Origin of the sequence: Ensifer sp. Root31 (assembly GCF_001424825.1) — a bacterium.
Lineage (GTDB): Bacteria > Pseudomonadota > Alphaproteobacteria > Rhizobiales > Rhizobiaceae > Ensifer > Ensifer canadensis.
The window spans coordinates 1-24,408 of record NZ_LMCO01000004.1 but is presented as its reverse complement, the minus strand read 5'-3'; the positions used below and the strand labels follow the sequence as shown (position 1 = coordinate 24,408).

The 24,408-nt window shown below is 58.6% G+C and carries 17 protein-coding genes and 10 pseudogenes; 12 read left to right on the top strand and 15 right to left on the bottom strand.

The annotated features are described in order from the left end of the window. Window positions 1–261 precede the first annotated feature (261 nt). Window positions 262–825, bottom strand: a pseudogene (locus ASD00_RS38330) (acyl-homoserine-lactone synthase). 363 nt (window positions 826–1,188) lie between these two features. Between ASD00_RS38330 and repA the strand changes: the two are divergent. From repA to repC (ASD00_RS05410), 3 genes are all read left to right on the top strand, one after another. Further along, entirely contained in the window at window positions 1,189–2,412 is a 1,224-nt protein-coding gene (gene repA, locus ASD00_RS05420; protein ID WP_057205239.1) for a plasmid partitioning protein RepA, read from the top strand. Then, window positions 2,409–3,434 carry a plasmid partitioning protein RepB gene (repB, locus tag ASD00_RS05415; RefSeq protein WP_057205236.1) on the top strand — a complete coding sequence of 342 codons (1,026 nt, stop codon included), beginning with the start codon at window positions 2,409–2,411 and terminating at the stop codon, window positions 3,432–3,434. The genes repA and repB overlap by 4 nt, the downstream gene beginning before the upstream one ends. A 195-nt stretch (window positions 3,435–3,629) precedes the next feature. Continuing rightward, window positions 3,630–4,862: a plasmid replication protein RepC gene (repC, locus tag ASD00_RS05410; RefSeq protein ID WP_057205232.1), complete on the top strand. Its 1,233-nt coding sequence runs from the start codon at window positions 3,630–3,632 to the stop codon at window positions 4,860–4,862. A gap of 214 nt (window positions 4,863–5,076) precedes the next feature. Here repC (ASD00_RS05410) and ASD00_RS05405 read toward each other — a convergent pair. The 5 genes and pseudogenes from ASD00_RS05405 to ASD00_RS38325 all read right to left on the bottom strand — a co-directional run. Continuing rightward, window positions 5,077–5,711: pseudogene (locus ASD00_RS05405) on the bottom strand (ATP-binding cassette domain-containing protein); the annotation flags it as partial. A gap of 24 nt (window positions 5,712–5,735) precedes the next feature. Continuing rightward, a pseudogene (locus ASD00_RS05400) lies at window positions 5,736–6,060 on the bottom strand (ABC transporter permease subunit); the annotation flags it as partial. Window positions 6,061–6,116: 56 nt separating this feature from the next. After that, window positions 6,117–6,821 (bottom strand): annotated as a pseudogene (locus tag ASD00_RS05395) (ABC transporter substrate-binding protein); the annotation flags it as partial. Beyond that, window positions 6,766–7,089 (bottom strand): ABC transporter substrate-binding protein, encoded by a 324-nt coding sequence (locus ASD00_RS42245; protein WP_280137488.1) that lies wholly within the window; start codon window positions 7,087–7,089, stop codon window positions 6,766–6,768. The gene ASD00_RS42245 and the pseudogene ASD00_RS05395, both read right to left, overlap by 56 nt. Window positions 7,090–7,450: 361 nt before the next feature. Next, window positions 7,451–8,074: a hypothetical protein gene (locus tag ASD00_RS38325; RefSeq protein ID WP_244496006.1), complete on the bottom strand. Its 624-nt coding sequence runs from the start codon at window positions 8,072–8,074 to the stop codon at window positions 7,451–7,453. A gap of 124 nt (window positions 8,075–8,198) precedes the next feature. On the opposite strand from ASD00_RS38325, the gene ASD00_RS05390 reads away from it, so the two are divergent. Further along, window positions 8,199–8,450, top strand: coding sequence for a transcriptional regulator (locus tag ASD00_RS05390; protein ID WP_057205229.1), 252 nt, complete (start codon window positions 8,199–8,201; stop codon window positions 8,448–8,450). Between the two features lie 152 nt (window positions 8,451–8,602). On the opposite strand, the pseudogene ASD00_RS41420 reads toward ASD00_RS05390, so the two are convergent. Next, a pseudogene (locus ASD00_RS41420) lies at window positions 8,603–8,689 on the bottom strand (VapC toxin family PIN domain ribonuclease); the annotation flags it as partial. A 295-nt stretch (window positions 8,690–8,984) separates the two neighbouring features. After that, window positions 8,985–9,764 (bottom strand): TIGR01458 family HAD-type hydrolase, encoded by a 780-nt coding sequence (locus ASD00_RS05385; RefSeq protein WP_057205575.1) that lies wholly within the window; start codon window positions 9,762–9,764, stop codon window positions 8,985–8,987. A 176-nt stretch (window positions 9,765–9,940) separates the two neighbouring features. Between ASD00_RS05385 and repC (ASD00_RS38320) the strand changes: the two are divergent. The 4 genes and pseudogenes from repC (ASD00_RS38320) to ASD00_RS05365 all read left to right on the top strand — a co-directional run. Further along, a pseudogene (repC, locus tag ASD00_RS38320) lies at window positions 9,941–10,123 on the top strand (replication initiation protein RepC); the annotation flags it as partial. A gap of 19 nt (window positions 10,124–10,142) precedes the next feature. Next, complete coding sequence (locus tag ASD00_RS05375) at window positions 10,143–10,367, top strand: hypothetical protein (protein WP_057205222.1); 225 nt, start codon at window positions 10,143–10,145, stop codon at window positions 10,365–10,367. After that, window positions 10,355–10,948 carry an AbiEi antitoxin N-terminal domain-containing protein gene (locus ASD00_RS05370; RefSeq protein WP_057205220.1) on the top strand — a complete coding sequence of 198 codons (594 nt, stop codon included), beginning with the start codon at window positions 10,355–10,357 and terminating at the stop codon, window positions 10,946–10,948. Before ASD00_RS05375 ends, ASD00_RS05370 begins: the two co-directional genes overlap by 13 nt. Beyond that, window positions 10,941–11,957, top strand: a complete 1,017-nt coding sequence (locus tag ASD00_RS05365; RefSeq protein ID WP_057205217.1) for a nucleotidyl transferase AbiEii/AbiGii toxin family protein — start codon at window positions 10,941–10,943, stop codon at window positions 11,955–11,957. Before ASD00_RS05370 ends, ASD00_RS05365 begins: the two co-directional genes overlap by 8 nt. A 214-nt stretch (window positions 11,958–12,171) precedes the next feature. On the opposite strand, the pseudogene istB reads toward ASD00_RS05365, so the two are convergent. Together istB and istA are read right to left on the bottom strand one after the other, a co-directional pair. Then, window positions 12,172–12,444 (bottom strand): annotated as a pseudogene (gene istB / locus ASD00_RS05360) (IS21-like element ISRsp2 family helper ATPase IstB); the annotation flags it as partial. An 11-nt stretch (window positions 12,445–12,455) separates the two neighbouring features. Beyond that, window positions 12,456–14,006, bottom strand: a complete 1,551-nt coding sequence (gene istA / locus ASD00_RS05355; protein WP_025428901.1) for an IS21 family transposase — start codon at window positions 14,004–14,006, stop codon at window positions 12,456–12,458. A gap of 163 nt (window positions 14,007–14,169) precedes the next feature. On the opposite strand from istA, the gene ASD00_RS38315 reads away from it, so the two are divergent. Both ASD00_RS38315 and ASD00_RS05345 read left to right on the top strand, forming a co-directional pair. Further along, window positions 14,170–14,478: a PDZ domain-containing protein gene (locus ASD00_RS38315; RefSeq protein ID WP_162249711.1), complete on the top strand. Its 309-nt coding sequence runs from the start codon at window positions 14,170–14,172 to the stop codon at window positions 14,476–14,478. Further along, on the top strand, window positions 14,475–14,834 hold the full coding sequence (locus ASD00_RS05345; protein WP_057205211.1) for a helix-turn-helix transcriptional regulator: 360 nt from the start codon (window positions 14,475–14,477) through the stop codon (window positions 14,832–14,834). The genes ASD00_RS38315 and ASD00_RS05345 overlap by 4 nt, the downstream gene beginning before the upstream one ends. A gap of 695 nt (window positions 14,835–15,529) precedes the next feature. Here ASD00_RS05345 and ASD00_RS05340 read toward each other — a convergent pair. From ASD00_RS05340 to ASD00_RS05325, 4 genes and pseudogenes are all read right to left on the bottom strand, one after another. Beyond that, on the bottom strand, window positions 15,530–16,648 hold the full coding sequence (locus ASD00_RS05340) for a protein kinase (protein ID WP_057205208.1): 1,119 nt from the start codon (window positions 16,646–16,648) through the stop codon (window positions 15,530–15,532). A gap of 376 nt (window positions 16,649–17,024) precedes the next feature. After that, a pseudogene (locus tag ASD00_RS05335) lies at window positions 17,025–17,547 on the bottom strand (NUDIX hydrolase). A gap of 240 nt (window positions 17,548–17,787) precedes the next feature. Then, window positions 17,788–19,692 carry an adenylate/guanylate cyclase domain-containing protein gene (locus tag ASD00_RS05330; protein ID WP_057205206.1) on the bottom strand — a complete coding sequence of 635 codons (1,905 nt, stop codon included), beginning with the start codon at window positions 19,690–19,692 and terminating at the stop codon, window positions 17,788–17,790. Window positions 19,693–19,798: 106 nt separating this feature from the next. Then, window positions 19,799–20,317: a histidine phosphatase family protein gene (locus ASD00_RS05325; protein ID WP_057205203.1), complete on the bottom strand. Its 519-nt coding sequence runs from the start codon at window positions 20,315–20,317 to the stop codon at window positions 19,799–19,801. 145 nt (window positions 20,318–20,462) lie between these two features. On the opposite strand from ASD00_RS05325, the pseudogene ASD00_RS39740 reads away from it, so the two are divergent. Then, a pseudogene (locus ASD00_RS39740) lies at window positions 20,463–20,570 on the top strand (IS30 family transposase); the annotation flags it as partial. Between the two features lie 2,840 nt (window positions 20,571–23,410). Then, window positions 23,411–23,719 carry a type II toxin-antitoxin system RelB/DinJ family antitoxin gene (locus tag ASD00_RS05305; protein WP_057205573.1) on the top strand — a complete coding sequence of 103 codons (309 nt, stop codon included), beginning with the start codon at window positions 23,411–23,413 and terminating at the stop codon, window positions 23,717–23,719. Between the two features lie 14 nt (window positions 23,720–23,733). On the opposite strand, the pseudogene ASD00_RS41410 reads toward ASD00_RS05305, so the two are convergent. Continuing rightward, window positions 23,734–23,986, bottom strand: a pseudogene (locus ASD00_RS41410) (hypothetical protein); the annotation flags it as partial. Window positions 23,987–24,408 lie beyond the last annotated feature (422 nt).

Genomic DNA, 24,408 nt, shown 5'->3' with positions numbered 1-24,408 from the left:
GCCAACCTGCCGGTCCGCGGCGATCCCTTCGCTCGAAAACTGCGGCTTACCTCGTCTCTCTCGACGGTCGCAAAACGGCAATGTTTCGAGATGTAATTCCGCTGTTTCCGGGTGTTGATCAGGCCCCCCAGGGGGAGCACCCTGTTTCGTATCTCAGACCAGCCTTGACGATAGCCCTCCAGTGCAATGCGTGACCGAAGCGCTCGATGAACAGTTCGGGGCCAAGCGGGATGAGCGCGAAGCGGGATCACGCATTTCTCCTTATGCTATCTGCTGGGGTGGCAGTTTAGAACGGTATCCAGAAGGACGGAGCTTCGATATTGGTGGACAGTATCCCGGCGACCGCCATCGTTTCACTGATGGGCCCGTCCAAGCGATGTAAGGGCCATCCAACGCGCGCAAGAAGGCGCTCGAAACGAAGATCGGTGTCACGGTGGCGATTTCGATGCAACATTGGCCACGCACCACTCGATGATGCCTGCGGGTTGCCCCGTCGACGCCCCTCTTCCCTCCGCCGGGGCAGCGTCGACGCAGAAACGCGAGGTCTCGACCATGAAAGGGTGGGCGTCCGACCTCCCGCTTGGCAGAAGCGATGGCCCCAAGCGCGGGCAGAAGTCCAGCGCATCCTGCAACCTCGCCACTCGTCGACAGCGCAAGGATATAGTCCGGTTGAAGTGCGTCGAATGCGTCGGTTTCCCGACCATCGGTGACAGCGACTTCCCAACCTAGTCTGCCCGAGAACACCTTAGCTCGAAGCCGATGATGGGCGTCGAGTAGTTGTTGTTTGGACGTGCCCTGCTCTTCCGAAATCGCGATGACCCGCATGCCTTTCTGGACTACGGAAATCGCGGTGGAGATGAGCACGAAATAGAATCGCTGCGCTGTGGTTGGACTATACAGGCTCCAAACAGGTGTTCGGGTCCCAAAGCGGTGCGAAGAGATCTCTGTCGCTCCTCGATGATGACCTTCGCTCGTGCATGATTCACAGTAGAACAATTGGCAGCGTCTTCGCGCTAACAAACGGAAAAGATTAGGGAAAGACCAGAAAGTCCACCTGCAGTCCTGCGCCAGAAGGCCGGTGTCGTTAACCTTTTGTTAACCCTAAACTTCTGGACCGCCTCGGAGAAACATGTCTATCCTTGGCGGGTAACGGCCTTCAAACCGACCGAAGGCCGCCAAGAGGTAAAAATGGCGATAGCAAACCGAGTAGAACCCGTCGTGGGCACCAAGGAAGATGCCGGCGACAAAATCATGCGGCATGCCGGGATTCTGTCCGGGCAATTGCAGCAGCTCAGAACTCGCATGTATCCGCCAAAGTCGGAAAAGGCCCTGCGTTCGTTCCTCACCAATGAAGTGTCGAAACTGACGTCCATACCCGATTCCACCCTCAAGCTCCTGTCCACCGAAGGACGTGGACCGGTGCCCAATCGGCTCGAGAACAATCATCGCGTTTACACGCTGTCCCAGATCAACGAGCTGCGGGAATTGTTCGCCAAGCAGAAGCCGGCGGAGGCCTTGCGGTTCCTCCCACGCCGCCGTGGCGGGGAGCATCTCCAAGTTGTTGCGATTGCCAACTTCAAAGGCGGCAGCGCAAAGACGACGACCTGCGTCCACTTATGTCATTATCTGGCTCTCCACGGCTACCGCGTCCTTGCACTCGACCTGGACCCTCAGGCGTCCCTGTCGGCCATGTTCGGCGCGCAGCCGGAGGTCGATGTGGGGCCAAACGAAACAATTTACGCCGCACTTCGCTATGATGAGGCCGAACGTCGGCCAATCCGCGATATTATCCGCAAGTCATACTTCGATGGCATCGACCTGATCCCGGGAAACCTGGAGGTCATGGAGTATGAGCACGAGACACCCCGCGTTCTGGCAAACAAATCGGGTTCTGGCGCCATCTTCTTCGAGCGATTGAAGCTTGCACTCTCCGAGGTCGAGGCAGATTACGACGTCGTTATTCTGGATACGCCGCCGTCGCTCGGGTTTCTCACGCTGAGCGCGATATACGCCGCGACCAGCATGATCATAACTGTCCATCCAGCCATGCTCGATGTCGCATCAATGAACCAGTTCCTTCTGATGATGGGCGATCTCATCAGCGTTCTGAACGAGAGCGGAGCCCAGCTGGATCAGGATTTCATTCGATACCTGATAACACGGCATGACCCCAATGACGCCCCGCAGTCCCAGGTCGTCGCGATGCTGAGGCACCTGTTCGGCTCCGACGTGCTGTTGCCAACCGCTATTGAGAGTACCGCGGTTGAGGCCGCCGGGCTTGCAAAGCGCTCCCTCTATGAACTCGAGATGGGACAGATTGGTCGCGATACGCAAAAGCGTGCCCGTGAAGCTGTTGACGCAGTAAATGAGGCAATCGTTCGCTTGATCAATGACAGCTGGGGACGGACATGAGCAAATCTCCTCGCAAATCAATCGTCGCCAGTTTTGGGCTGCTATCATCGGAGCTGGAAACCGAATTGGTCGAGCAAAAGCCGGCTACCCCGGTGCCGTCAGGCGGTAATCGTGTCGGAGCCGGTGTCGTCGCCGCGGCGCACCGTGCAATCGACGACATCCGATCAGAACGAGACCGGCTGAGAGCCCTCATTGAGTCGGGTGCAGCCGCTGTTCGGCACTTGGATCCCTCACTCGTTGATCCCTCCCCGTACCCGGACAGACTGACTGATGATAATGGGGCGAACTTCGAGGCATTTAAGCGCTCGATCGAAACCGAGGGACAGAAGGTTCCGGTTCAGGTCCGCAAGCATCCCTCCAGTCCCGATCGCTTTCAGATTGTCTACGGCCATCGACGTTGGCTTGCTGCTCGACAGCTTGGGAGGCCCGTACTGGCCCTCGAAGTCGAAATTTCGGATCTCGACCTTGTCCTCGCACAAGGCATAGAAAATGCGAACCGCCAGGATCTCACCTGGATCGAGCGGGCGTTGTTTGCATCGCGGATGGACCAGGCAGGGATCAAACCGCGCTATATCTACGCTGCTCTGGCGATAGAAGACGCCGAATTGGCGAGAATGCGAAACGTATACAGGGTCGTTCCTGCCGATATCATCGAGGCTATCGGCCGTGCCCCAAAGATCGGACGGCCACGTTGGCTCGAACTTGCCAAGACAGTTAGCGACGTCCCGACAGCCATCGAAACACTCCGGGCTGTGCTGGTGGAGAAATTAGACGCGACTGAAACCTCCGATCAGCGTTTCCAGCGTCTTCTGAACACCGTCAAGCCCGTCCCTCCAAGGAGGGTTGCGCCGGCGATATCGGATAAACGCGGTAGGCGGCTTGCCACCTTGGTGGCGTCTCCAAAAGAGGTCCGAATTGCAGCCGAGGGATCGCTGGGGACTGAGTTTCTGAAGTTTCTACAGGCGGAGTTGCCCAGCCTTGCTGAGCGCTTTGCCAGTGAACATGAACAGGAGCAATCCTGACAGCTGTCAGGGTTTCGAGACGTAACAGGAAAGGAAGCGCTGCAAAAGAAAAAGGCCCCCTAAACGTTGCCGTCGTGGAAGCCTCTCTCAAAGTGTGACAACTCGAGAATCGCATTTCCCCGAATCCCAGTCAAGAGTCTTGGCACCGTTAATTTGGTGAGCGGATTTCTTTTGCCTCTTGAAAGGTGAAAGAAAATGGAGAGCAGACATGTGACGACGCCCTTTGGGCGGCGGCCGATAACGCTTGCCTTGGTGAGCCGGCAGATAGCGACGAAAGAAATCAGATCCGACAAAACGACAGACAAGTGGAAGGTCTTGCGGGATGCATCCGAGGCGCGGAAATTCCTCGGCGTCCAGGATCGCAGTTTGGCGGTCCTGGAAGCTCTCCTCAGTTTCTATCCCGAGAATGAATTAAGGCAGGGTTGCCAACTTGTCGTTTTTCCGTCGAACGCGCAACTGACCCTCAGAGCCCACGGCATCGCGGGCGCGACGCTTCGTCGGCACTTAGCGCTGCTCGTCGAAGCTGGGCTGATTGTTCGAAGGGACAGTGCCAACGGCAAGCGCTACGCACGCAAAAACAAGAGCGGCTCGGTCGAGAGTGCCTTTGGATTCGATTTATCGCCGCTGCTCATGCGCGCGGAGGAGCTCGCCCAGATGGCGCAGCGGGTTTGCGCGGACAGGATCGCATACCGCAGGGCCAAGGAAGATCTCACGATATGCCGGCGTGACGTCCGCAAGCTCATCTCCGCGGCAATCGGAGAGGGGGCCGACGGCCACTGGCAGAAGCTGGAGGCCGTTTACCTCGAGCTCGTGCGCCGAATCCCACGTGCACCCCTCTTGTCCGATCTTCATGGCCTTCTTGAGGAAATGGAAATGCTGCGTGAAGAAGTCCTCAACGTATTGGATATAAAGCAAAAAGCGGAATTTTTGAGCGCCAATGATGATCACAATGAGCACCACAAACAGAGTTCAAATACCGAATCCCTCTATGAACTTGAACCGGGCTCTGATGTCGAAGAGCGAGCTATGCCTTGCCAAAACAGGGAACCGGCTAACATAGCGCTGAAGGTGTTTCCGTTGGACATGGTGCTGCGGGCATGCCCTGAAATCGTTGCATACGGCCCGAATGGGCGGGTAGCCAGCTGGCGGGATCTGACGTCGGCATCCGTCATCGTCAGGTCGATGCTTGGTGTTACTCCATCGGCTTATCAGGAAGCGTGCGATGCGATCGGACCGCAAAATGCGGCTGTCATGATCGCCTGCATCCTCGAGCGGGCAGGGCACATAAACTCGGCAGGCGGATACATGCGGGCTCTAACTTCGAAATCAAAACGAGGGCAATTTTCGCTGGGGCCGGTTTTGATGTCGTTGTTGAGGGCGAAAGGTATTAGCTCTCGCGGCGTTCATGATCACGGAGCATTGCCATGATCTCACAGAAAACCCTGACAGCTGTCAGGGTTTCCAGAGCATGGGATCCTGACCCGCCCCGCCAGAGCTGTCGAACCGGCGAGCATTTACTGTCAGCAAGCGAGGGGGCCCGCGCCAGCGGTGTCGAGAACCTGCCCCTGTCGCCAGGGGGGCGGTGGGTTGGCAGCTGCTAGTAGACAAACCTCAAACGCGACATCCAGAGACTTTTCGCGGCGGGCCCGAAGTCCTCCACCTGACCATCCTTGAAGATGTAGACGGTGCTGCAGACCTCCTGGACGACCGCCAGATCATGGGAGATGAAGATCATCGTCATGTCCCGCTCGGCGATCGTGTCCTTCAGAAGCGCGACGATTTCGGCCTGAACGGACACGTCGAGCGCTGATGTCGGCTCATCCGCAACAATGATCTGAGGTCTAGCCAGCAAGGCCCGGGCGATACAAACGCGCGCTTTTGTCCGCCGGAGAGCTGATTCGGATTGCGGTTGAGCAAGCTTCGGGCAAGACCCAGCCGATCCATGATGGTCGAAAGGTCGGGGAGCGCTCCCCTGGGGCCTATCCTTGCGCCGAACCGAATGCTCTCGCCAAGCGTCTCGTCGACGCTCATCCTGGGGTTCAAGGATACGGAGGGATCCTGGAAGATCATCTGCACGCGACCAAGCAGGCGGCCGCGGCGGCCGCTCTTCGAGACATCAAACTCGATTCCATCGATGGCAACCGTGCCAGCTTGGGCACTGTTCAAGCCTGCGATGATGCGCCCGATCGTCGTTTGGCCGCTTCCACTCTCGCCGACGATGCCGGTGACAGTGCCGCGCGCAAGCTGAATTTTTATGTCTCGCAATCCAAACGTCGGCGCGGGCTTTATGTGTGTCGGCATTCATCGCGAATGGCTCCTTGGATCGAGGCTGCGGCGAATGTCTTCGCCGACTAGATTGATGCATGCGATCCGGCCGAAGAGTGCGAGGCCCGGGAACAGGCTGATCCAGTACTGTCCGGTCAGGAGATACTGGAACCCTTTTGCGACCGCGGATCCGAGCGACGGCTTGTCGATCGGAACACCGAGGCCAAGGAAGGAGAGCGTTGCCTCAAGCGCTACAGCGTGACCGACCTCGATCGGGATGGGTGACCGCCGGCGCGATGCTGTTGGGCAGCAAATGCCGGAAGATGATCCGGAAGATCGGTAGCCGCAGCAATCCGGCCGCGTGCCGCCGTACCAGACGGCATAGTCGCCGGCCGCCCGTTTCGTGTTGAACACCGAGAAGGGTGCTGCTGCCGGCTGGGCGATCACGCCAATTCGGGCCCAGCTTTGTGCGACAGCCTGAAGGCTTTCAGCGTCGCCGGGATAGCGACCGGCGGGTCCGGCGAGGATAAGATTGAAGCCATCAGGGAAGCCGGCCTTGGCCAGAAGCGCCTTTGCCTCGTCGTAGTTCGGCTCCTGCGGCTGCAGTTTCGCCGACGTGCCCGGCAGGCCAGTGGGAACACTTGTGCTGCCGCCGTGCCATAGCCCGCCAGGATCTTGTCGATCAGAATGCCTCGGTCGACAGCCAGCGCAAGCGCCCAAGGGTTTCTTGAATGGATTGGGGATCTGCTCGCCCGACTTAGCCGTCACAACGAGAAGCACCTCTCGTGCGACATCGAACTGCACGAAGTTGACGCGGGCAGCTCCCACACTCGCAACCTTCGCGTCGCGCTGTTTCACGGAAGCAACATCGCGAGCCGGAATGGCATCGGCTACATCGACTTCACCAGTGCTGAGCGCCGCCACGCGCGCGGCGGGATGTTCGATCACCCGAAACGTGACCTTCGCCCAGTCAGGCTTACCGTCCCAGTAGCTGTCGTTTCGCACGAGTTGCAACGTTTCGCCCGAACTCCAGCTCTCGAGCCTGTACGGTCCTGTGCCAATGGGGCTACGACCTGCGTTCAAGTCTTCCCTCGTCTGGAAACCCTCGGAGGGCCGGTTCATCACGAACATGGAGGAGAAAAAGAGGGTAGGTTGGGAACGGCGCCATTGGTCTCGATGACGACGGTGAGGGGATCCGGTGCCGAGACGATTTGATGGCGCTCACATAGGAGCGAAAGCCGCCGCTGGGCGGTTTGAGAAAGTCCCGAATGCGCTCGATCGTGTAGACGACAGCGTCCGAAGTAAACGCTGAGCCGTTATGAAAGCGGACGTCGTCGCGGAGCTTGAACTCCCACTGGGTGTCCAGACAGTGGTCGTCAGGACGTCGCAAGACCAGGCTTCAGCTCCAGCTTCTCGTCCTGATAGACGAGCCGCTCGTAGATGTGCGACAGCAGCGAGGTGTTCTCGTTGAGATTAGATTGGCGTATTGCGGATCGAGCGTCATCAGCTTTTAGGACGTGGCGATCCGCAGCTCTCCGAGGTCTTGTGCCTGGACCGGCGTCAACGGAGCACTTCCGAGCATGATCGAGATCACAAGTGTCGAAAATAGGCGTCGGCGAAAGGGGCTTCCCAGTTTCATGTGCGGTTCCTTGTTTTGGTTCTTGATAGAGTCGGAACGCCGCGATGGAGTACTCCCCAACGCGTGGCTTCCAGGGCGAAACGCATGCAAGGCGTGGTCGCGCGGTCTTCTGTCAGACTGACGGCGAACCGCGGATCACACGCGCACTTGGGACATCACTGTTCAGCCGCCCTGAAACATCGACAGGCGCTGGGACGACAACAGCTGAATGCGCCTGTGCCCCGGCCGAGGCGCTATTGATCTTCAGGAGATCGGCGATGACGGAGCGGATTTGTGGCCATGGATCTTCTTGGCTTGTGGGGGACGGTTGCGACCTGGTGACAACGGCTTGGAGCTTGGCCGTTGCACCGGCAACAGATTGCGCCGGAGTATTCCATAAGTCCTCCGCTGCTCGGTCCTCTGCAATAGACGCACGGTCCTCTGCTTCGAGGGCCTCGTCGTAAGCCCGCGAAGCCGCCGTTGGCGCGGATCCGGATGCGTCCCGGATTGCTGAGGCAACCGAGAGGAGTGACGTTTCGAGTCGCTGCTGACGCAACTGTGATTCGTCCAGACGCTGCCACGCAATGCGCCATTGATGCCAAACCGCGAGTACGGGATCGTCATCGAATGGTCCCAAGGTCGGGGTCTTGGTCGCGGAAAGCTCTTGATATGTGGGTAAAGGGGCCGTCGATCCGAGGGAAGGGCAGTCTTCCATCGTGACCGCAGACAAAGTTCTGCTATTGTCGGAATCAGCCATGATCCGAGCTCCCTACAGCTTAGGTTGTGGTCAGGCTGTGCCAGGTGGTGCGAGCACCGGCACGGCCGATCTGAACCTTTAAGTGCCATATGAACGAAAAAAGTTCAACCGGAAAACGAACTTTATGAACGAAATAACGGGAGCTCAAATTCGCGCGGCAAGGGCCTTAGTTAGATGGACCGCTGAAGACCTAGCCGATTCAGCAAGTGTCGGTATCTCAACGATACGACGCGCAGAAGCGGAAGACGGGCTGCCGACAATCACTGCTGCAAATTCAAAGCTCATCCGAATTGCCCTTGAGGGCGCCGGCATCGAGTTCATCTCTGAAAACGGTGGCGGCGTGGGTGTTCGCTTCAAGAAGCAGCTTAAGTTGTGATGGGGACTTCAGCGGCGGACCACACTCCAACAAACCATTCGACCGCGGCTAACGAGCTAGTCGCTGGCGAGATGCTGAGCGTGGCGACATCGTCGTCGGTCAGAAGCGCAGCAAGCTGACCGCCAAGCCTACCGCTCGAAGTCCGATACATTCTATGTTGCCAATGAGGCGCCACAGGAAAGCGCGCTGGAGGCGATCTTACCATCGAACTGGCTGATCGGGCGATCTGCCTTGCGCCGCTAGATGGGGCACCAGATTCCATCACTTCGGGGTTTCAGACGCTGTTTAACCGCATCGTCGAGATTTCGGATCGTCATGCTGGCCATTGGCACCTCTCCTTCATCATTGATTGCAGTTCGTCATTGATTGCGTGAATTTCAATGGTAGCTAAGCGGCACCCCGGATGCTCTCGGCGCAGACAGAGCGCACCAGCGACCGCGGAGTTGGAATCTTTTCAGTTAGACGCTGAAAAGCCAGTAGCCACAACCCCAAGCTCTGATGTCCGCTGTCTGGCAGCGCGCCCGCTTATTCCACTCACCCCGCTTCTCTGCGCTTTGCCAGAATCCAATCGACCGCGGCGGAAATATCGCGCAGTGTCGCCGTCGGTGCAGGCTCGAAACGGCCTTCGTCGCCGTGGCGATACTTTCCGGTGCGCACCAGCAGCGCATGGGCAAAACCGATCCTCAAGGCCCCAGCGACGTCCGTTTCCGCATCGTCGCCGATCATCACGGCCTCTCCTTCCGTGCAGTTGATGGTGGCGAGTGCCGAGCGGAAGAATGCCGGAGCCGGCTTCCCAAGGACAATGGCGTCTCTTTGGCTTGCGAATTCCAGTGCAGCGACGAACGCTCCCGCGTCAAGGCTGAGTTTTCCGTCGGAATCCCTGAACGTCCGATTGGCTGCGAGAGCGAGCAATTCTGCTCCCTCGACCAGCTCTCGAAATGCCGCATTCAGCGCTTCGTAGTCGAATGCGTCTCCCGCGTCGCCAACAACGATCGCCTTCCCGCGACTGCCTTCCAGGCCTTGGAATTCCTGAATTAGATCGGGGTGTAACAGAAGATGTGGCGATCGCTCGTGCTTGCGAAGCCAATTGCGCGCCGCCTGCGCCGGAGTGAAGAGTTCGTCGCTTGTAACCGAAAAACCAAGCCTGGCGAGCCGGTCGAGTACGGCTTGCTTGTTTGAGCGGGTGGTGTTGCTCACAAAGCAAACGAGGAGACCGGCCTCGTGCAGGCGCGCCACTGCTTCAGTCGCGCCGGGCACGGCATCTTCGCCATCATAGATGACGCCGGCGAGATCCAAGAGCACACCTTTGATCATCACATCACGATGACACGGAGAGACAATGGGTCAAGCTCTTCCGACATAGCTGGTTGCAATCTCCCGGAGGATCGGATGCGGGATCCAATCGACCATCACCTGTGTGCGGTGTCATCAGTGGATCATCCCGAATCGGTCACTATCGATACGGTGACCCTACCAGGATGCCTGGGGCCATGGGGCCGGAAAATGCGGCTGCGACAATGGCCTGCATTCTCGAAAGGGCAGGGCACATCAATTCCGCCGGCGGATATCTGCGCAATCTGACCGACAAAGCGAGGCGAGGGGAGTTTTCGCTCGGGCCGGTGTTGATGGCGCTGATGCGTGCAAGCGTCGTTCCTGGTCGCAGGGTATCCTAAAGTTCCTTGATATGCATTGATGCTGGCTTTCGAGCGTCTCCTGCTCGAGCTTTGCTTGCAAGATGGAATCCTTTTGCTCAAGGCTCTCCTTGTAGATGTAATCCGCATCCTGCCAGAACTGGCAAATCGCGACACCGAAGCCTGTCAGCATTTCAACGCAATCGAAGGGGTGGACGCCTCGCCGTTTGCAAACTGTCAGAAAACTGCATATATTTCTGACAGGAGACAAACATGCAACGGTTGAGCGAACAGATTTTGGCATATGCGGAGGGAATGCCCGAGGGCACGCCCGTGTCTGCGAAGAGCTTGCTCCACCTCGGCAATCGAGCTGCGGTGGACCAGGCGCTGTCGCGTCTGGCGGAGCGTGGTCAGCTGATCCGCGTTGGCCGCGGCGTCTATCTGCGCCCTGTGACGAGCCGGTTTGGCACGCGGTCGCCTTCGGTGGAGCAGGCAGTCGAGGCGCTCGCCAGCCAGCGAGGCGAAGTCATCGTATCCAGCGGTGCTGCAGCCGCCAACAGCCTTGGCCTCACGACGCAGGTTCCGGTTCGCTCGGTCTATTTGACCTCGGGCCGCACGCGGAAAATGAACTTTGGCAAGCAGGTGGTCGAGTTGCGGCATGCACCGCGCTGGCAACTCGCCATGGCCCATCGGCCCGCTGGCGAGGCCGTTCGCGCGCTGGCCTGGCTTGGTCCTGAGAACGCCGAGGTGGCGCTGAAGGCGTTGAAACGCAACCTGCCGCAGACCGCCTTCAACGAGCTGGTGGCGGCGGCGCCGCAGCTTCCGACTTGGCTCGCGCGGAGTGTGGGAAAGGCTGCGCATGGCTGAAGCATTCCTCCGCCTTCCAGCCGCGGAGCGCCGCGAAGTTCTGGCAATTGCAGCTGATCGGTCAGGCCGGCCGGCGCACCTCCTCGAAAAGGATGCCTGGGTCGTCTGGGCGCTGTCCACCCTTTATGGCTCGCATTTGGGTGAGCACCTCGTGTTCAAGGGCGGCACATCGCTTTCGAAAGCCTATGGAGTCATCCATCGATTTTCCGAAGACGTCGATCTCACCTATGATATCCGCGCGCTTGCCCCTGACCTGGTTGGCGAAGAAGGCGAGGCATTACCGAAGACCCGTAGTGAGGAAAAGCGCTGGTCCAGCGAAGTCCGCAAGCGACTTCCAGAGTGGATAGCGGGTACGGTGCAGCCAGTCGTTGCCGAAGCCGTTGGCAGCGAGTCGCTCGTGGCCGCGATCCGCATCGAAGACGATAAGCTTTTCATCGATTACGAGGCAACGACGACCGGCTCCGGCTATGTCGCCCCCATTATAATGCTCGAATTTGGAGCGCGCTCGACGGGCGAGCCAGCCAGTTCTCGCGACGTCGTCTGCGATGCCGCCGGCCTGGTCGACGGGGTAGATTTTCCAACCGCCCGGCCACGGGTGATGCATGCGGAGCGGACCTTTTGGGAGAAGGCGACGGCAATCCACGTCTTTTGCCTGCAGGAGCGGCTGCGCGGCGATCGCTTCGCACGGCACTGGCATGACATTGCCCGCCTAGACGAAGCCGGCTTCGCGGCCTCCGCCTTTGTGGATCGTGAATTGGCGGGCTCCGTTGCTCGACACAAGGCGATGTTCTTCGCCGAGAAGGCGGCCGATCGCGTCCCGGTTGATTATGCCGCAGCCGTCAACGGCGGTTTACAGCTGGTTCCAGCTGGCGACGGCGCAAAGGCACTGGAGGAAGATTACGCTCGAATGGTCGAGGATGGCCTTTTTCTGGCGAACGCCGAGCCTTTCGCGGTGCTCATGGAGCACTGTGCTGAAATCTCGGTGAGAGCAAACGCTATGACCGACTAAAAAGGGGCCGTATCCACTAGAGGTATGTCGCACCCTCTCACTATCGATACTTGAAACCTATCGATAGTGACGGGTCGAGAAAATAGGCGTTCGGATGACGGAAGAATAGCGACAGTTGATTTCCGTTAGTGGAAATTAGCACGTCAATTCAGATGGTTAACAGTGTGTGAATTTGCAACTCCCCTCTCGACTTCTGGGGTACGTGGGGCAGAACCAGCGCCATGGTGTTGCGCCGGTCGAGACCGCGGGCAGCGGCGAAGTCGATATCTTCGATACAGGCCTGGGCAAAGCGTAGCTTGGCGGAGGCGAGCCGGTTACGGATGCGCTTGTCGGCGCGCAGGGCGACTTCGCGGTCGAGCATCAGGCCGAGCCACTCATCGCGGCTGAGCTCATTGGTGCCGGACTGCTCGGTCAATTCGCGCCAGGCGGCGGCCATGCCCGTCAGCCCGAGGGCCTGCATCTGGTCGAGGGTGGGGTTTGTCAGCATTCTTGCTTCCTTCACTGATAGTAGGATCGGCCACGGATATTGGTATGCGCAGGCGTGGGGGCCGCATGTTCAGCCTGCGGTCTTTCCCGGTCGAGGCCGGATTTGAGGATGGAGGCGACGGAGGAATAGGTGACGGCATTGATGGTGAGCGCCCGCTCACAGGCCGCATCGAGGCGCTGCGATCCATAGCGCGGGGCCAGCGACAGAATGCCCATGGCCGAGCGGTATCCCTGTTCCGGATGCGGCCTGTCGCGCATCATGCGTTCGACCAGGATGGCGGCATTGGGGCCGATCTGGGTCGCACGGCCGATCAGATTGGCCGGCGTGGTGTTGGCATAGCGCTGATGTGCCTTGGGCATATGGTCGTTGATGGTAACGTGGCCGGAACGCTGGGAGCGGCGGACATGGCTGGCGACACGCTGGTGATCGTGGAAGATCTCGACTACCCGGTGGGTGAGCCGCACCTGCAGGGTGCATCCGATCAGTCGATGCGGCACAGAGTAGAAGGTCTTGTCGACCTCGACATGATAGTCCGGGTGAACCTTCGCCGACTTCCATTCCGCATATTCGAACGGCATCACCGGCAAAGGCTTCAATGCTGCCCGCTCGATCTCCTCGAACAGTTCGCGGCGACTTTTGCCGACGTGGCGCATCGTCCGGTTGTTCAGCTCCTCGAGCAATTCGGCAATCGCCGTGTTGAGGGCGGCAAGCGAGAAGAAGGTGCGGTTCCTGAGCCGGGCCAGAATCCAGCGTTCCACGATCAGCACCGCGCCTTCGACCCGGCCTTTGTCGCGCGGTTTCCTGCTGCGTGTCGGCAGGATCGTGGTGTCGTAATGCTCCGCCATGGCGGCGAACGTCGCAGTCAACGTCGGCTCGAACCAAAGGGCCTTGGCCACCCCCGATTTGAGGTTGTCGCACACGATTGCCTTGGTGACCCCACCATAGAAGGTCAGAGCACGCACCTGGCCGTCGATCCAATCCGGCAACTGCTGGCTAAAGCTGGCATGGGCGAAGGTCAGGTTGGAGGCGCCCAGCACCGCGACAAAGATTTGGGCCGGATGGATGACACCGGTCGCCGGATCGATCACCGGCATCGTCGGCCCGGCATAGTCCGTCTGCATCACGGCGCCCGCCGCGTGCCGATTGCGGAACGCTACACTCGTGCGCTGCCTAAAGGCGGCAACCTGCTCGCAGAACCACGTGAAGCCGTAACCATCGGGATGGTTGGCACGGTATTCCTGCCATAGAAGCGTCAGCGTCACCCCTTTGCGCTTCAGCTCTCGAACCACCACCGCCCAGTCCGGCTCGCTGAGATCGCGCGGCGGTCGACCGGCTCGGCCGAACAGCCGCCGCTCCAGCTTTGCATCCTCGTCCGCGCCGACTGGCAACGGCCACGAAAGCCCGGCCTCCCGAGCTCGAAGCAAATAGGTCGATACCGAGCTCTTGCCGATCTTCAGCCGCTCGGCAATCTCGCGCACCGAAAGACCCTCTTCGTGGGTCAGGCGCAGAATCGTCCGGATATCCCTCACTGTCGTTCGTCTTGCTTGCTTCCGTCTCGCCATCGGCCCCTCTCAACGTTGTCGTGAGAGGCTTAACCAACAAGACGGCGCAGCCGCGAACCAACCGCCAAACCGCCGCCGGAAAACTGTCCGGGATTTAGCGGAATCACTGTCCGGGAATTACTGAAAACGGTGTCCGGAGATTACCGGAAACCCTGTCCGGACTTTGCCGAAACCCGCACATGGCGAAGTCCCGCGTGGCTATCTCGGCCTCGGGCTCCATCCGGTCGCCGTTACCGGTGGCGGCCAGGGGGCGATGGTCATGAGTGTTGACCCCGATGGACCCGGTGCTATTGGTGGGGTCCTGCAAGGAGACATCATCGTCCACTGGAACGGTGAGGCCGTTCCTTCGGTCAATGCGCTCGTGCGGACCCTTGATCATCAATCGATTGGCCGATCGGTCTCCTTGGGGATCAGGCGTGCGGGCGCTGATGTCGAGGCGGCGGTCACTATCGCGACCCGGCCCCGCCAATGAGTGACACGGGCCCTGTTACGATCGCGGTGCGCATCGACGATCCGGCGCTTGCGGAGCGGTTGAGCGAGTTGCTGACGTCAGTCGATTGGGTGCGTCTGGCGCCGGAAGGGGAGATGTCCGAGCTGGTCCTCTCCACGGCGCGGGCCGCCACGGAGGAGGCGGGCCTGACTTCCCGCGAACGCGAAGTCGTGGCGCTTCTCGCAGAAGGCCTTTCGAATAAAGAGATTGCTCGCAAACTCGGCATCTCTGTCGATACAGCGAAATTTCATGTCGGCCGCGTCATCGACAAGCTTGATGCCACCGGCCGCACCGATGCGGTCGCCCACGCCGCGCGGCGCGGCGTGATTCATCTGTGAAGGCGCTTTTATTATGCTCGATACACTTCCAATTGACAGTCATTCTGATGACGGTCATCCGCTGACCATCCCATAGATGCCTATTCGCGCGCTGTGTGCGTGTCGCGGAAGCCGTAGGCCCATCCGTTGTGCGTGTCGGAAATCGACGCGGAGCGGGCCGAAATGACTGAGTAGATGGTTCGTTCATCGGACGGCAAACGGTTTCGCCGGGGAGAGCCAAATCAAGGATTCTGAAACGAAGGGAGTTCGCATGGCACCCTACGCCGAGTGGTTCACCAATGATAATTTCCTCGTCGAACAGTACCGCTTGGTAGCTCGGTTACTCACGGCTCAGGCCCTTGCGGGCCTATAGGGACGTAAAAACTCGTTGGAGGCGACGTCCAGCACCGGATCTGACGGGCAGAAGGCGCGGCGGCGTTCTCCATTTTGATAAATCGGCGACAAGGTTTGATCGAGTACATCGGTCGACGCATATCGGTCACTTCCCTGTTTTGCCATAGGTGCCGACTAGCTCGGTTCCGGCAATGATGTGATCGCGCATTTGCGCTTCGATTTGGTCCTTGCTAGCCGCCGCCGATAGGGTGAGCCGGTCATTGAGTGCATAGAGAGCTGCCTAGCATTGTGTGTAGGCCCTGTCGGGAATGTCTCTTATCGGCTGGTTCCCAGCGAAACCCGCTGACAAACGCTGGGGCTTCTCACGGTGCCGTGGATAGATCCAAAACTGACCTGCGTAGCCTTTCCAGCTGCATATCGCGGTATGGCCACTCACTATTAATCGGATGATTGTCGGCGTGGATCGCCTGGAACGAGGCCTGCCTGCCAGCTTCATTATCGAGCGCGGCAAGGGCGGTAAGTAGCTCGGCTTGGATCAGGTCCAACGGTGGCCGGTCAGCGGGGTTTGGTGCCATGCACCTACGCGCGATCTCCTCGACGCCGTTGGCGAGGAATGTTGCGGGAGCGATCGGATTGCCAGCCTTGGCCCACTTCTCCCAAGTTTCCGGCCGCAGCCACTTCTTGGATGCGCCTTCAATGGGGTGTGGCCACCATTCGCGTGTTTTGGCGCCATAGGGGTGCGATCCCAGAGTCATGACCTCGAAAATGATCACTCCCAGCGCGAACACATCGGACGAACCGGTAGCGATGTTCTCGATCCATTGCTCGGGCGCCATGTACGGCCTTGCACCCTCGGCGTTCTGAAAGTCTATCCCAGCATTGGCTAGGCCGAAGTCAGAGAGCAGCGGAAAATTGAAAACGTCGGAACCGGGGGCTTCCCGGAGAGCATCACCGACACTCCACATTAGGATGTTCTGAGGTTTCAGGTCTTGGTGGCACTCGATGCCTCGGCTTCGGCAGTGGCGGAGTGCCGAGCACAGGTAAAAAAGGACGGCGAGCCGGCTTACGGCCGAGAACTCTGGACGTGGGATCCATTGCGCGAGGTCGTCGTCCCAAGCTCGATAGAGCGCCACGGGAGTGTCAAGGATCATTCGGTAATCGAAGGGCCAGCATACGAATCGATGATAAAAGGTGCGATGTTGGATTTCAATTTCCCGCAGAAAACGTCGGTTGCGCTCGAACAGATCTCCACGCGGGAATCTAGGTACCTTGGCGACCACCCATCGGGGATGAACACTCTCCCCTTGGTCGAAGAAATAGACAGAACCACACATCCCGCCACCGCGCTTGGCGATACGGCCGTGCTTGGATAGTGTGGCTTCAATAATAAGCTGAAGCTCTTCTTCGGTGAGCTCTCCATCGAGTAGCGAACACAAATCGACCTCCTTCAGGCATTTCTTTGACAACACCTCGGCAGTCAAATATTGGTCAAGCGCGCTAACTAAGCGGACGCTGTTATTATACCGCGATTGATAGCAGCAAGCTTGGCGCGAGCAAGGGCAGCGCCCGCTCACTAACCGTGATAGCTTGAAGCGGACTGTCGCTCAATCACCTCCAACGAGCGGCTAGGCGAGCTTATTACGGTGCGCGAATCCAGACGGTCTGGGATCAGGATTGCGTTTCAATCCCGCCAGCGGCCGAAATGAGGGCGCAATGCTGTCGTTTGCAGACCTAAGCGTGGACGCCTACGGGCCGGACAGAACAGTGCTTCCACGAGCCCTGCAAGCCTTGTTGCTGTGATGTTCACTTTTTGGGCCAAGAAGATCGCATAATGTATCGACTGAAACTGCCGGCAATTTAGCCATCAGTTTTTCGGGGCGCGGCCGAACGCACAGGCGGCGGGCGAGGCGAACTTGGTTTAAATTCGACTAGCAAAGACTTGAGCTCGATTTCGCGCACTCGTCGAGCTGCCTCGTCGGGCGTCACGCTGACCTTTTTCCTTGAAGTCATCAGTCTGAGCAAACACTGGTATTTGATAGATATCCACAATGGCGGGGGCGACATCACCATTGTCTAGCTATTTCAGATAGGTGTATCTGCCTACTGGTTCTTCTAGCGCTTACCCCTTTTCTCCGGCTTCTTCCCAGACTTCGATTGCTGCGACCTCATGGGGCTTTTTCTTCTTAATCGGCCATCCCTTGGGGATCACACATCGCCGGCTGTCGCGAGACTTAATCACTAGCACCTGGACATCCGGGCCTTCGTCACAGAAGCGGAAGCACAATGCCCCATATTGTTGTCGGAAGGCCCCCGTAAACAGCTTGTCCGGTTTCGCCGCGAGTTTGTCGGTCTTGTCGCGCAATGGCTGAAAGAGCGGCATTGACTTGGCGAGCCTCCATGCACACCACGTCGAACCCTGCCCCGTAGGTCAGATGTTGGGTCAGCGTGTCAGCTTCCAGCCCTACCTGGTGAATTGGTTCGCCAAACTCGTGCAGGCAGTGAACTGAGTCCGGCAGGTGAGATGGGACGGATCGCTCAAGTCGAACCTTCCCATCATGGTCAATGATGCAGATCGCCACCGATTACACATGCTTTGGTTCGTTTTTGAGACGCACAGGGATCACTCACCGAGTCCTAGCCTGAAAACGTTCGTCACTTCATGGCGGCCGCGCAACACATGCTGGCCGACAGATCGCGCCAAGCATCCGGAACCGGCAGATCGCAGCACGATGTCGCTGACCAAAATGACCGCTTGGTCATCGTCGGTCATACACTCTTTGGCGACCTCCTCGAGACGTTGCGCAGTGTTCACGACATCCCCGACCAGCGTAAAGTTTATGCGCCCCGGAGCCCCGATGTTTCCCACCATCGCGGGGCCAGCATGTATGCCTATCCGGATTCTCACAGGCGGAAGGCCAAGTTCTCGTCGATTCCGATTGTCGGCGACAATCGCCACTGCGATAGCGTTCGCGGCGCGACAGGCTCGGGCGGAATGATCCAGTTGCAATTCAGGCGCTCCCCAAAACGCCATCAACGAGTCGCCGATGTATTTGTCTATGGTGCCTCCTTCCGCCTCCACGCATGCGGCGAGGAGCCGGAAATGGTCATTGAGGAACGCCGCCGCATCGGACGCCGCTAGCCGCTCGGCGAGGCTTGTGAAGTCGACGATGTCGGTAAACAGCACAGTGACTTCCCGCTCTACAAGGGCTGTCGCCTGTTCGCCCTGTGCCATGAGTTGCTTGACCAGGCGTCGAGGTACGTAGGTCTCGAACCAGTGCAAGGTCGCTATGAGCGCATTGTAGGCTCGGATCGCCTCGTCCAGTTCACGAAGATGGCTGCCGGCGAGGGGGCGGGCAGCCGTGAGATCGAGCGTGCGAATTGCGGACGTTGCGCGTGCCACGCGCAATATCGGTTTTCCGATCGCGTAGCCGACAATCCAGGCGCAAGTGACGGCAGCAAGCACAGCCGCGAGCCCCAGCCAGGCCGCTTGCTCAAGTCGGCGCACTTCGCCGCCAACTTCGTCGACCGGTAAATAGCGGCCGATCAGCCAAGGCTGATCGCTGTATCCGGGGATGTCGCGGTAGATAAAGACATAAGAGGTGTCATCGACCGTGACCATATGGCTTTTCGACGAACCTACGAAAGGAGCCGCGCTCTCCTCTGTCTCCGCGTTCCAAATCGACGCCAGCACCCGGTCCCCGATCTCGGTCACTTCCGGAAGGGGCTTGTCGCGCTTGAATAGCTGAGGGTTGTGCGCAAGTGCTGCATGGGCGAGGACATGATTGCGGCCGAGAAGAATAAATGCGCCGGCATCTGACCCCGCGGGCGATTCGGCGAGAAAGCGTGAAAGCTCTGCGACCGTGACCGTGGTCAACAAGATCCCGAGAAAAGAACGTTCATGCCACAACGGGGTGCGAACATTGACGAGAGGCTGCTTCAGCCGTTCGCTCCAGAGAAGCTCTCCCCAGACCGGGCGGCCTGCGCGCCGCGCCATCTCAAACGCATCGTCCAGGCCGGGCACGGTACGCATGTCGATCTTTCGCAAGACGACTTCGTCGCCATTGCGCTCGACGCGTAGCTGCGTCAGATCGGTGCGGATGACGGCGAGCGCAGCGATCTGCGGGAGGCCGGCGAGTGCCGCCCGAAGTTGGCTCATAGAGGCATCTTCGTCCTGCGGGTCGATTTCGCCGTCGAGGTAAAGTCTGGCCAAGAATTCGGACTGGTCGCGGGCTGGATCGAGGTGCAATCGGGTCCGTTCCACAATCGTGTCCATAATTCGCTCACTGCGGTCGCGGACGAGCGCGACTGTGTTCTGGCGGCCGCTTTCCAGGGCGAGGACCAGCGCTGCCGCGGTGACTGCGATGATGATGCCGAACGTTGCCGCCAATGCAACGTGTATGGGGATGCGGCGTAGACGCTTCGATGATGCCTTGTCGCCGCTGTTGGACCAAGCATTGTCGCCAGCCGCCGATCGAGTCTTCGGCAGGAGTTTCCAGGCCAACAATTTCGGACCGACAATAGACATCCGAAGATCAGCGAACTGCGGGCAAGAAGAACGGCGGGGTGTAGTCCGGGACGCCACCTCCCGTGAAATCGCTCGCTTGAGGGTTTGATGTTTCTAGCTTCAGTTTTCAGTAGTGAAGATGCAGCACGACCGGCGCTTGCTCCCCTTTCGGGATAACCACGAACAGATTGTCGAACGCACTTCGTTCAATCTTGATTTCCTCGGAATCTCCCAGCGCCGCGAGAATCTCTGGAATGGTGCTCCAATGCCCCACAACAAGCACTTTGTCCTTGCCGTGCTCTGAGCGAAGTAGTCGGACCAAGCCGCCACTGTCCTCATAGGAATGAACACGGATTTCGAGTCCAAGGGCCTTCGCCAGAGGCTCGGCTGTCTCGACCGTGCGCCTGGCTTGCGTGGCATAGACGACGGTGATGCCTGCATCTTTCAATCGCTCAGCTAGCGTCTTGGCCCGTTTTTGTCCGGACTCCGACAGTGGGGTTTCGTCGCGAATCTCATCGAGGTTCAGTGTTGACGGCGGATCAGTGTGCCGAACGATGTAGATCGCCTCCTGCGCGCCGACTGAATGGGGAAAAACAAGGCTGCAGGTAGCCAAACCGATTAGCAGTCGGAGGGCCTTAGCTTCCATGGCCGTGCTCCCTGGTCCGTTCTTTCAGGGGAAACGAGACGATACTACCATGCAACAGAGGTTGCAGACAGCCGAATCGGTATCTCTAGGTCAGGTCGGACGAAGGCGACTGGTCGTTGAGATGGCTTGCAAGCTGGATGAGGTTTGGTTTTGCGACTCCAGTGCGCCTTGGCAGAAAGGTGCGGTGGAAAACGTGAACAAGCGCATTCGCCGGTTCATGCCAGGCGATACGGATCTTGCAGCCGTATCGCAATGCACTGATCTCGAAATGCGACGATTATGATTTAGGCCGAGGCCCGCTTAGTGAAGATGTATTGTTTGCTTGCACGATGGCTAACGCGCGGTTGCAAATGCCAAAACCGAGGGCGCGATTGATTCATGCGCCCCCGAGACGGCCCCCGCCGGTCTTCGAAGCGAGATACATAATCGAGGCGACGATCTGTAGGACCAATCCAATGCCCCAGATAACCAAACCCATGTCTGTCATTAAGTTTACGCTCAGGAGCGCACCGATAATCATTAGGGCCCAGCCTAGTCCGATCTGAACACGCGCAGTTCTGAGGGACATTTGATCACTTCTCCTCAAGGCATCCGATGGCAACCACGCTTGCAATACCTCCGGCGATTGCGCCGATTAGTCCGACTAACTCTGGCCCTAATTCCGGCATTCCCATACCCGCGCCAAATCCAGTCAGATAGCCAAGGATCGCTCCGGTTAGCAGACCCAGACAGCACGCCCAAATTGGCCTGAATGGCAAAACGTCCTCCATCATACTTCACGGGAGAGTGTAGCGCAGCCGAAGTTAGATTTCATCGCAACTAAATTGAGTAGTTGTGCACGTATCATAGCCGAGCGGGTAACTTCGATGATGCTTGGCTGTTAGGGGCCGGTATTCCGCCGCAGCTGGAAACGTTGTAGACTGAGACGTTGGCATTGCGCCTCCACTGCGGAGGCCGCTTCAATGCGTCGGAACACCGCCCCGTCGTTGAGGCCGGCTTCATCGATCCCCCGTTTCAACGCCGTCACTGGCCGGCGGATCAAGATCACATGTTCGTCGTCGTCTTCGTGCGGCCAAGGTGGTCTTGCCGTACCCGGCCTCGATCACGGTTCAGAAAAGTGGTGTCCCTGCAGTTGAAGATGAGAGACCACGAAGTGTAAGTGGCGTGCTCCAATAACGCCGACTCAATGGGCTCAATCGACTGCTTCCTCAGGGGAGCGGTGAGGGCATGTAAATGGCGAGGTTCTGAAAACCTCGTTGTCTGCGATCCCCCAATCAAACGGGGCTACTTGCCGGGCCTAGGCTTCCCGAGTCGCCGTTGGCCTTCGCGATGTTGATCCTCCGAGACGAGGCTTTAACGGGTCAAACCGCGCGCGAACTGGCTCTGACCGCGCTGCTGCCGGCGCTCGGTACGCTCATTCTTTGCTGATGCCGCGAAGCCGATTGGCTTCGTTGGCATGAGATGCGCGGCGACCTGGACATTTTCAATGCCAAACAGCGCTGCCACTCCGAACCGAAAATGCCACTCTCCTGATTTTGCGCGGCGGATTATTCCAATTGAACAGCGAAACACGGATCATATCTGCCTTTGCCAAGAGGATGGGCAGGGCAACCGCAGACCCCGCTAAAGGCGTCCGGCATTGTTGCGCTTTTTAAGGTTTTCAATTCTCTCCTAGCACCCAACGCTTCGACACATGATCGTGCCGCAGCGATGATTGCGCCGCCTGGCGTCATTCGCCGACGCCGACCACCGAAGGTCAGAGCCAAATTTGCACACAGAAACACAGGCTAAAGCCAGCCGGACATGCTAGGGCCTGTCCAAACAAGCCGAGCCACGCCATTCAAGGAAAAGGCGGCAAGCACCCGGATTGACATCATTTCCTGCGTTGATCGTGTACTTACTGAGAGCGGACGAGGCATCAATGTCCGCCGCCACCCCGATCGTGCCCGCCACTTCCACTATCATGTCCGCCGCCTCCTCCAGATTTTGCAATAGCGTTCGAAGTGAGACTCGTTGAAAGGAGAAGAATGACCGTCGGCGGAGTTACCGCCGCGAAACGGCCGCAGCTTTTAAGAAACTCTCGGCGACCATCCGAGTCCGCCGTACTTTTATCGTATCTTTCAGTTCTCTTCATTTCTCTCCCCCTCATAGAAATGAGGCGTCCAAAATAATTGAAGCATTCGAAAAGTATCGTTCCCAACGGTTTTATTATCTAGACCGGGCCGGGCTTTACAAAAATCGAAGATAAACATGGTTGAGAAAGTAATGCGTTTGTTTCTTTCTCACAATATATCAGACGATATAGATGCTGAAAAGAAGTGCCTTTCGCGCAGGGCTCTACCGCGTACGCTGCTACGCTTTTCACCCGTTATCGCTCCGTCCGCATGACTTTGAAATCCCCGTTGCATCATCGCGAATGCCAAGGTCGTTTTGCCAGAGCCCGGCGACCCACAGAGAAGAACCGCACCACTGCGGTTTGCGAGCAAGGCCCCATGAAGCGCGGTGCACGTTCCGAGGTTCTCTATGATTTCGTCGGTTAAATGGCCCTTCAACGCGGGCACAGCTTCTCCGGGATCAAAGACCAAAGCGTTTTTCCCGGGTCCGACGATCTCGACCAGAAGCGCAGGTAGTTTCTCGCGTAGTTTGCGCGCCGCAAGGCAGCTCGCGCCCTGTACAACCAGATCCGCTTCTTGGTCTCCGACAGACGCCGCCCGCGAGAGCGCGGAGGTAACCCTGAGCCTGGCACCGGACATCGTCACCGGGACGAAGTCTCATCGAGCGCACCACGAGATCGGTTGTTTGAACAGTCTCGCCGACCTCTTCATCATCGAATCTTGGCAGCATTAGGAGAAATACAGGCTCTGCCTGCAGAGAAGCGTCGACCTACCTCGGACGGGAATTTGCGGGCTATTGTCCCACATCATCCACCACTGCTGCGAGCACACGCGCATTCTCGCCAAATAGTAAAGATCGAATGTTCTCGGTTCGTGCTTCGTTGACGAGATCGCCGAGGCCGCGCGTTTCACTCTTCGCGACGCTACCGGATATGTCATGCAGTTGCACTACATTGATGCTTTGGGAAGGAGATATGTGATGGCTGCAAATGCACTCGTCCAGACGCGGATTGATGCTGATATTAAGGACCGCGCCACGGCCGTCCTACAGAACATGGGGTTGACCGTCTCGGATGCTGTTGGAATCCTTCTAACTCGGACGGCGAACGAAGGCTCACTACCGCTGGAAATGGTTGGTAGCAGTGACGCCCACGATGCCTGGTTCCGCGCCAAGGTGTTGCAGGCTCTCGAGGACACGCGACCCGATGTCGAGGATGCTGATGTTGAGGCTCGCTTCCGCGAGCGCCGGGCGACAGCTCTGCACAAGGCAGGGGCTGGCGATCGATGAGGCTTGTCTGGGCACCGCCGACGCTCTTGCTGATGTCGTCGGCAACCGTCGAGAAGTAACCGCTATATCCCGGCAGCTCGCGATCGAGGAGTGTATTGCGCTGATCTCGCAATCGATCGTCAATCGATGCCGACCGAGTGGGCGCGCTATTTCATTGATCGGCACCTTGCGTTCGACAAAATGGTGTGGGCGACGTCGCCGTGACACCGCAAAGGGTGCGCGGCTGCGCTCTTGGCTTGACGACCGCGGTGGCGCGTGAGCCGGAATGATGGGCGAGGGATATTCGAGCGTCGCCTCGTGCCGACGCATCGAATATCCCAACGGCTGCCACCGTGCGCCAGTCTTTAAACTTCCATCGCTGCGCGCGCCATTCCCCAAACGAGTTATGCCGACCGAACCGCAGCCGCGGCTGCGGAAAACTTCAAAAGCCCGATGAAGAGGCGGTGAGCCGTCACTTTGCTGTTGCTCCTTTAGCTCGAAGCCTTCTACCGCACCGGTTCAACGAAGGGCATCCAAGTGGCCCAGCCAGAAAGGCATTCTGGATGTGGCCAAGGCACCGCATGACCTCAGCCAGGCTTGCGACTGCACCCTCACGACGAAGCCCGTAACATCTTTCTGACCTTGCGCGAGAGTTCATCAAGGGTCGCCATAAGCCGGCTCATCTGTGAGATCGAGGCCGTCAGGTCTGG

Bases quoted from the DNA above. Each gene is read 5' to 3' on its own strand.
- ASD00_RS05305 (WP_057205573.1), top strand. From the start codon at position 23,411: ATGGCTGCAAATGCACTCGTCCAGACGCGGATTGATGCTGATATTAAG.
- istA (WP_025428901.1), bottom strand. From the start codon at position 14,006: ATGGCGAGACGGAAGCAAGCAAGACGAACGACAGTGAGGGATATCCGG.
- ASD00_RS05330 (WP_057205206.1), bottom strand. From the start codon at position 19,692: ATGTCTATTGTCGGTCCGAAATTGTTGGCCTGGAAACTCCTGCCGAAG.
- ASD00_RS05385 (WP_057205575.1), bottom strand. From the start codon at position 9,764: ATGATCAAAGGTGTGCTCTTGGATCTCGCCGGCGTCATCTATGATGGC.
- repA (WP_057205239.1), top strand. From the start codon at position 1,189: ATGGCGATAGCAAACCGAGTAGAACCCGTCGTGGGCACCAAGGAAGAT.
- ASD00_RS38325 (WP_244496006.1), bottom strand. From the start codon at position 8,074: ATGGCTGATTCCGACAATAGCAGAACTTTGTCTGCGGTCACGATGGAA.
- ASD00_RS05365 (WP_057205217.1), top strand. From the start codon at position 10,941: ATGGCTGAAGCATTCCTCCGCCTTCCAGCCGCGGAGCGCCGCGAAGTT.
- ASD00_RS05390 (WP_057205229.1), top strand. From the start codon at position 8,199: ATGAACGAAATAACGGGAGCTCAAATTCGCGCGGCAAGGGCCTTAGTT.
- repB (WP_057205236.1), top strand. From the start codon at position 2,409: ATGAGCAAATCTCCTCGCAAATCAATCGTCGCCAGTTTTGGGCTGCTA.
- repC (WP_057205232.1), top strand. From the start codon at position 3,630: ATGGAGAGCAGACATGTGACGACGCCCTTTGGGCGGCGGCCGATAACG.
- ASD00_RS05370 (WP_057205220.1), top strand. From the start codon at position 10,355: ATGCAACGGTTGAGCGAACAGATTTTGGCATATGCGGAGGGAATGCCC.
- ASD00_RS05345 (WP_057205211.1), top strand. From the start codon at position 14,475: ATGAGTGACACGGGCCCTGTTACGATCGCGGTGCGCATCGACGATCCG.
- ASD00_RS05375 (WP_057205222.1), top strand. From the start codon at position 10,143: ATGCTGGCTTTCGAGCGTCTCCTGCTCGAGCTTTGCTTGCAAGATGGA.
- ASD00_RS05325 (WP_057205203.1), bottom strand. From the start codon at position 20,317: ATGGAAGCTAAGGCCCTCCGACTGCTAATCGGTTTGGCTACCTGCAGC.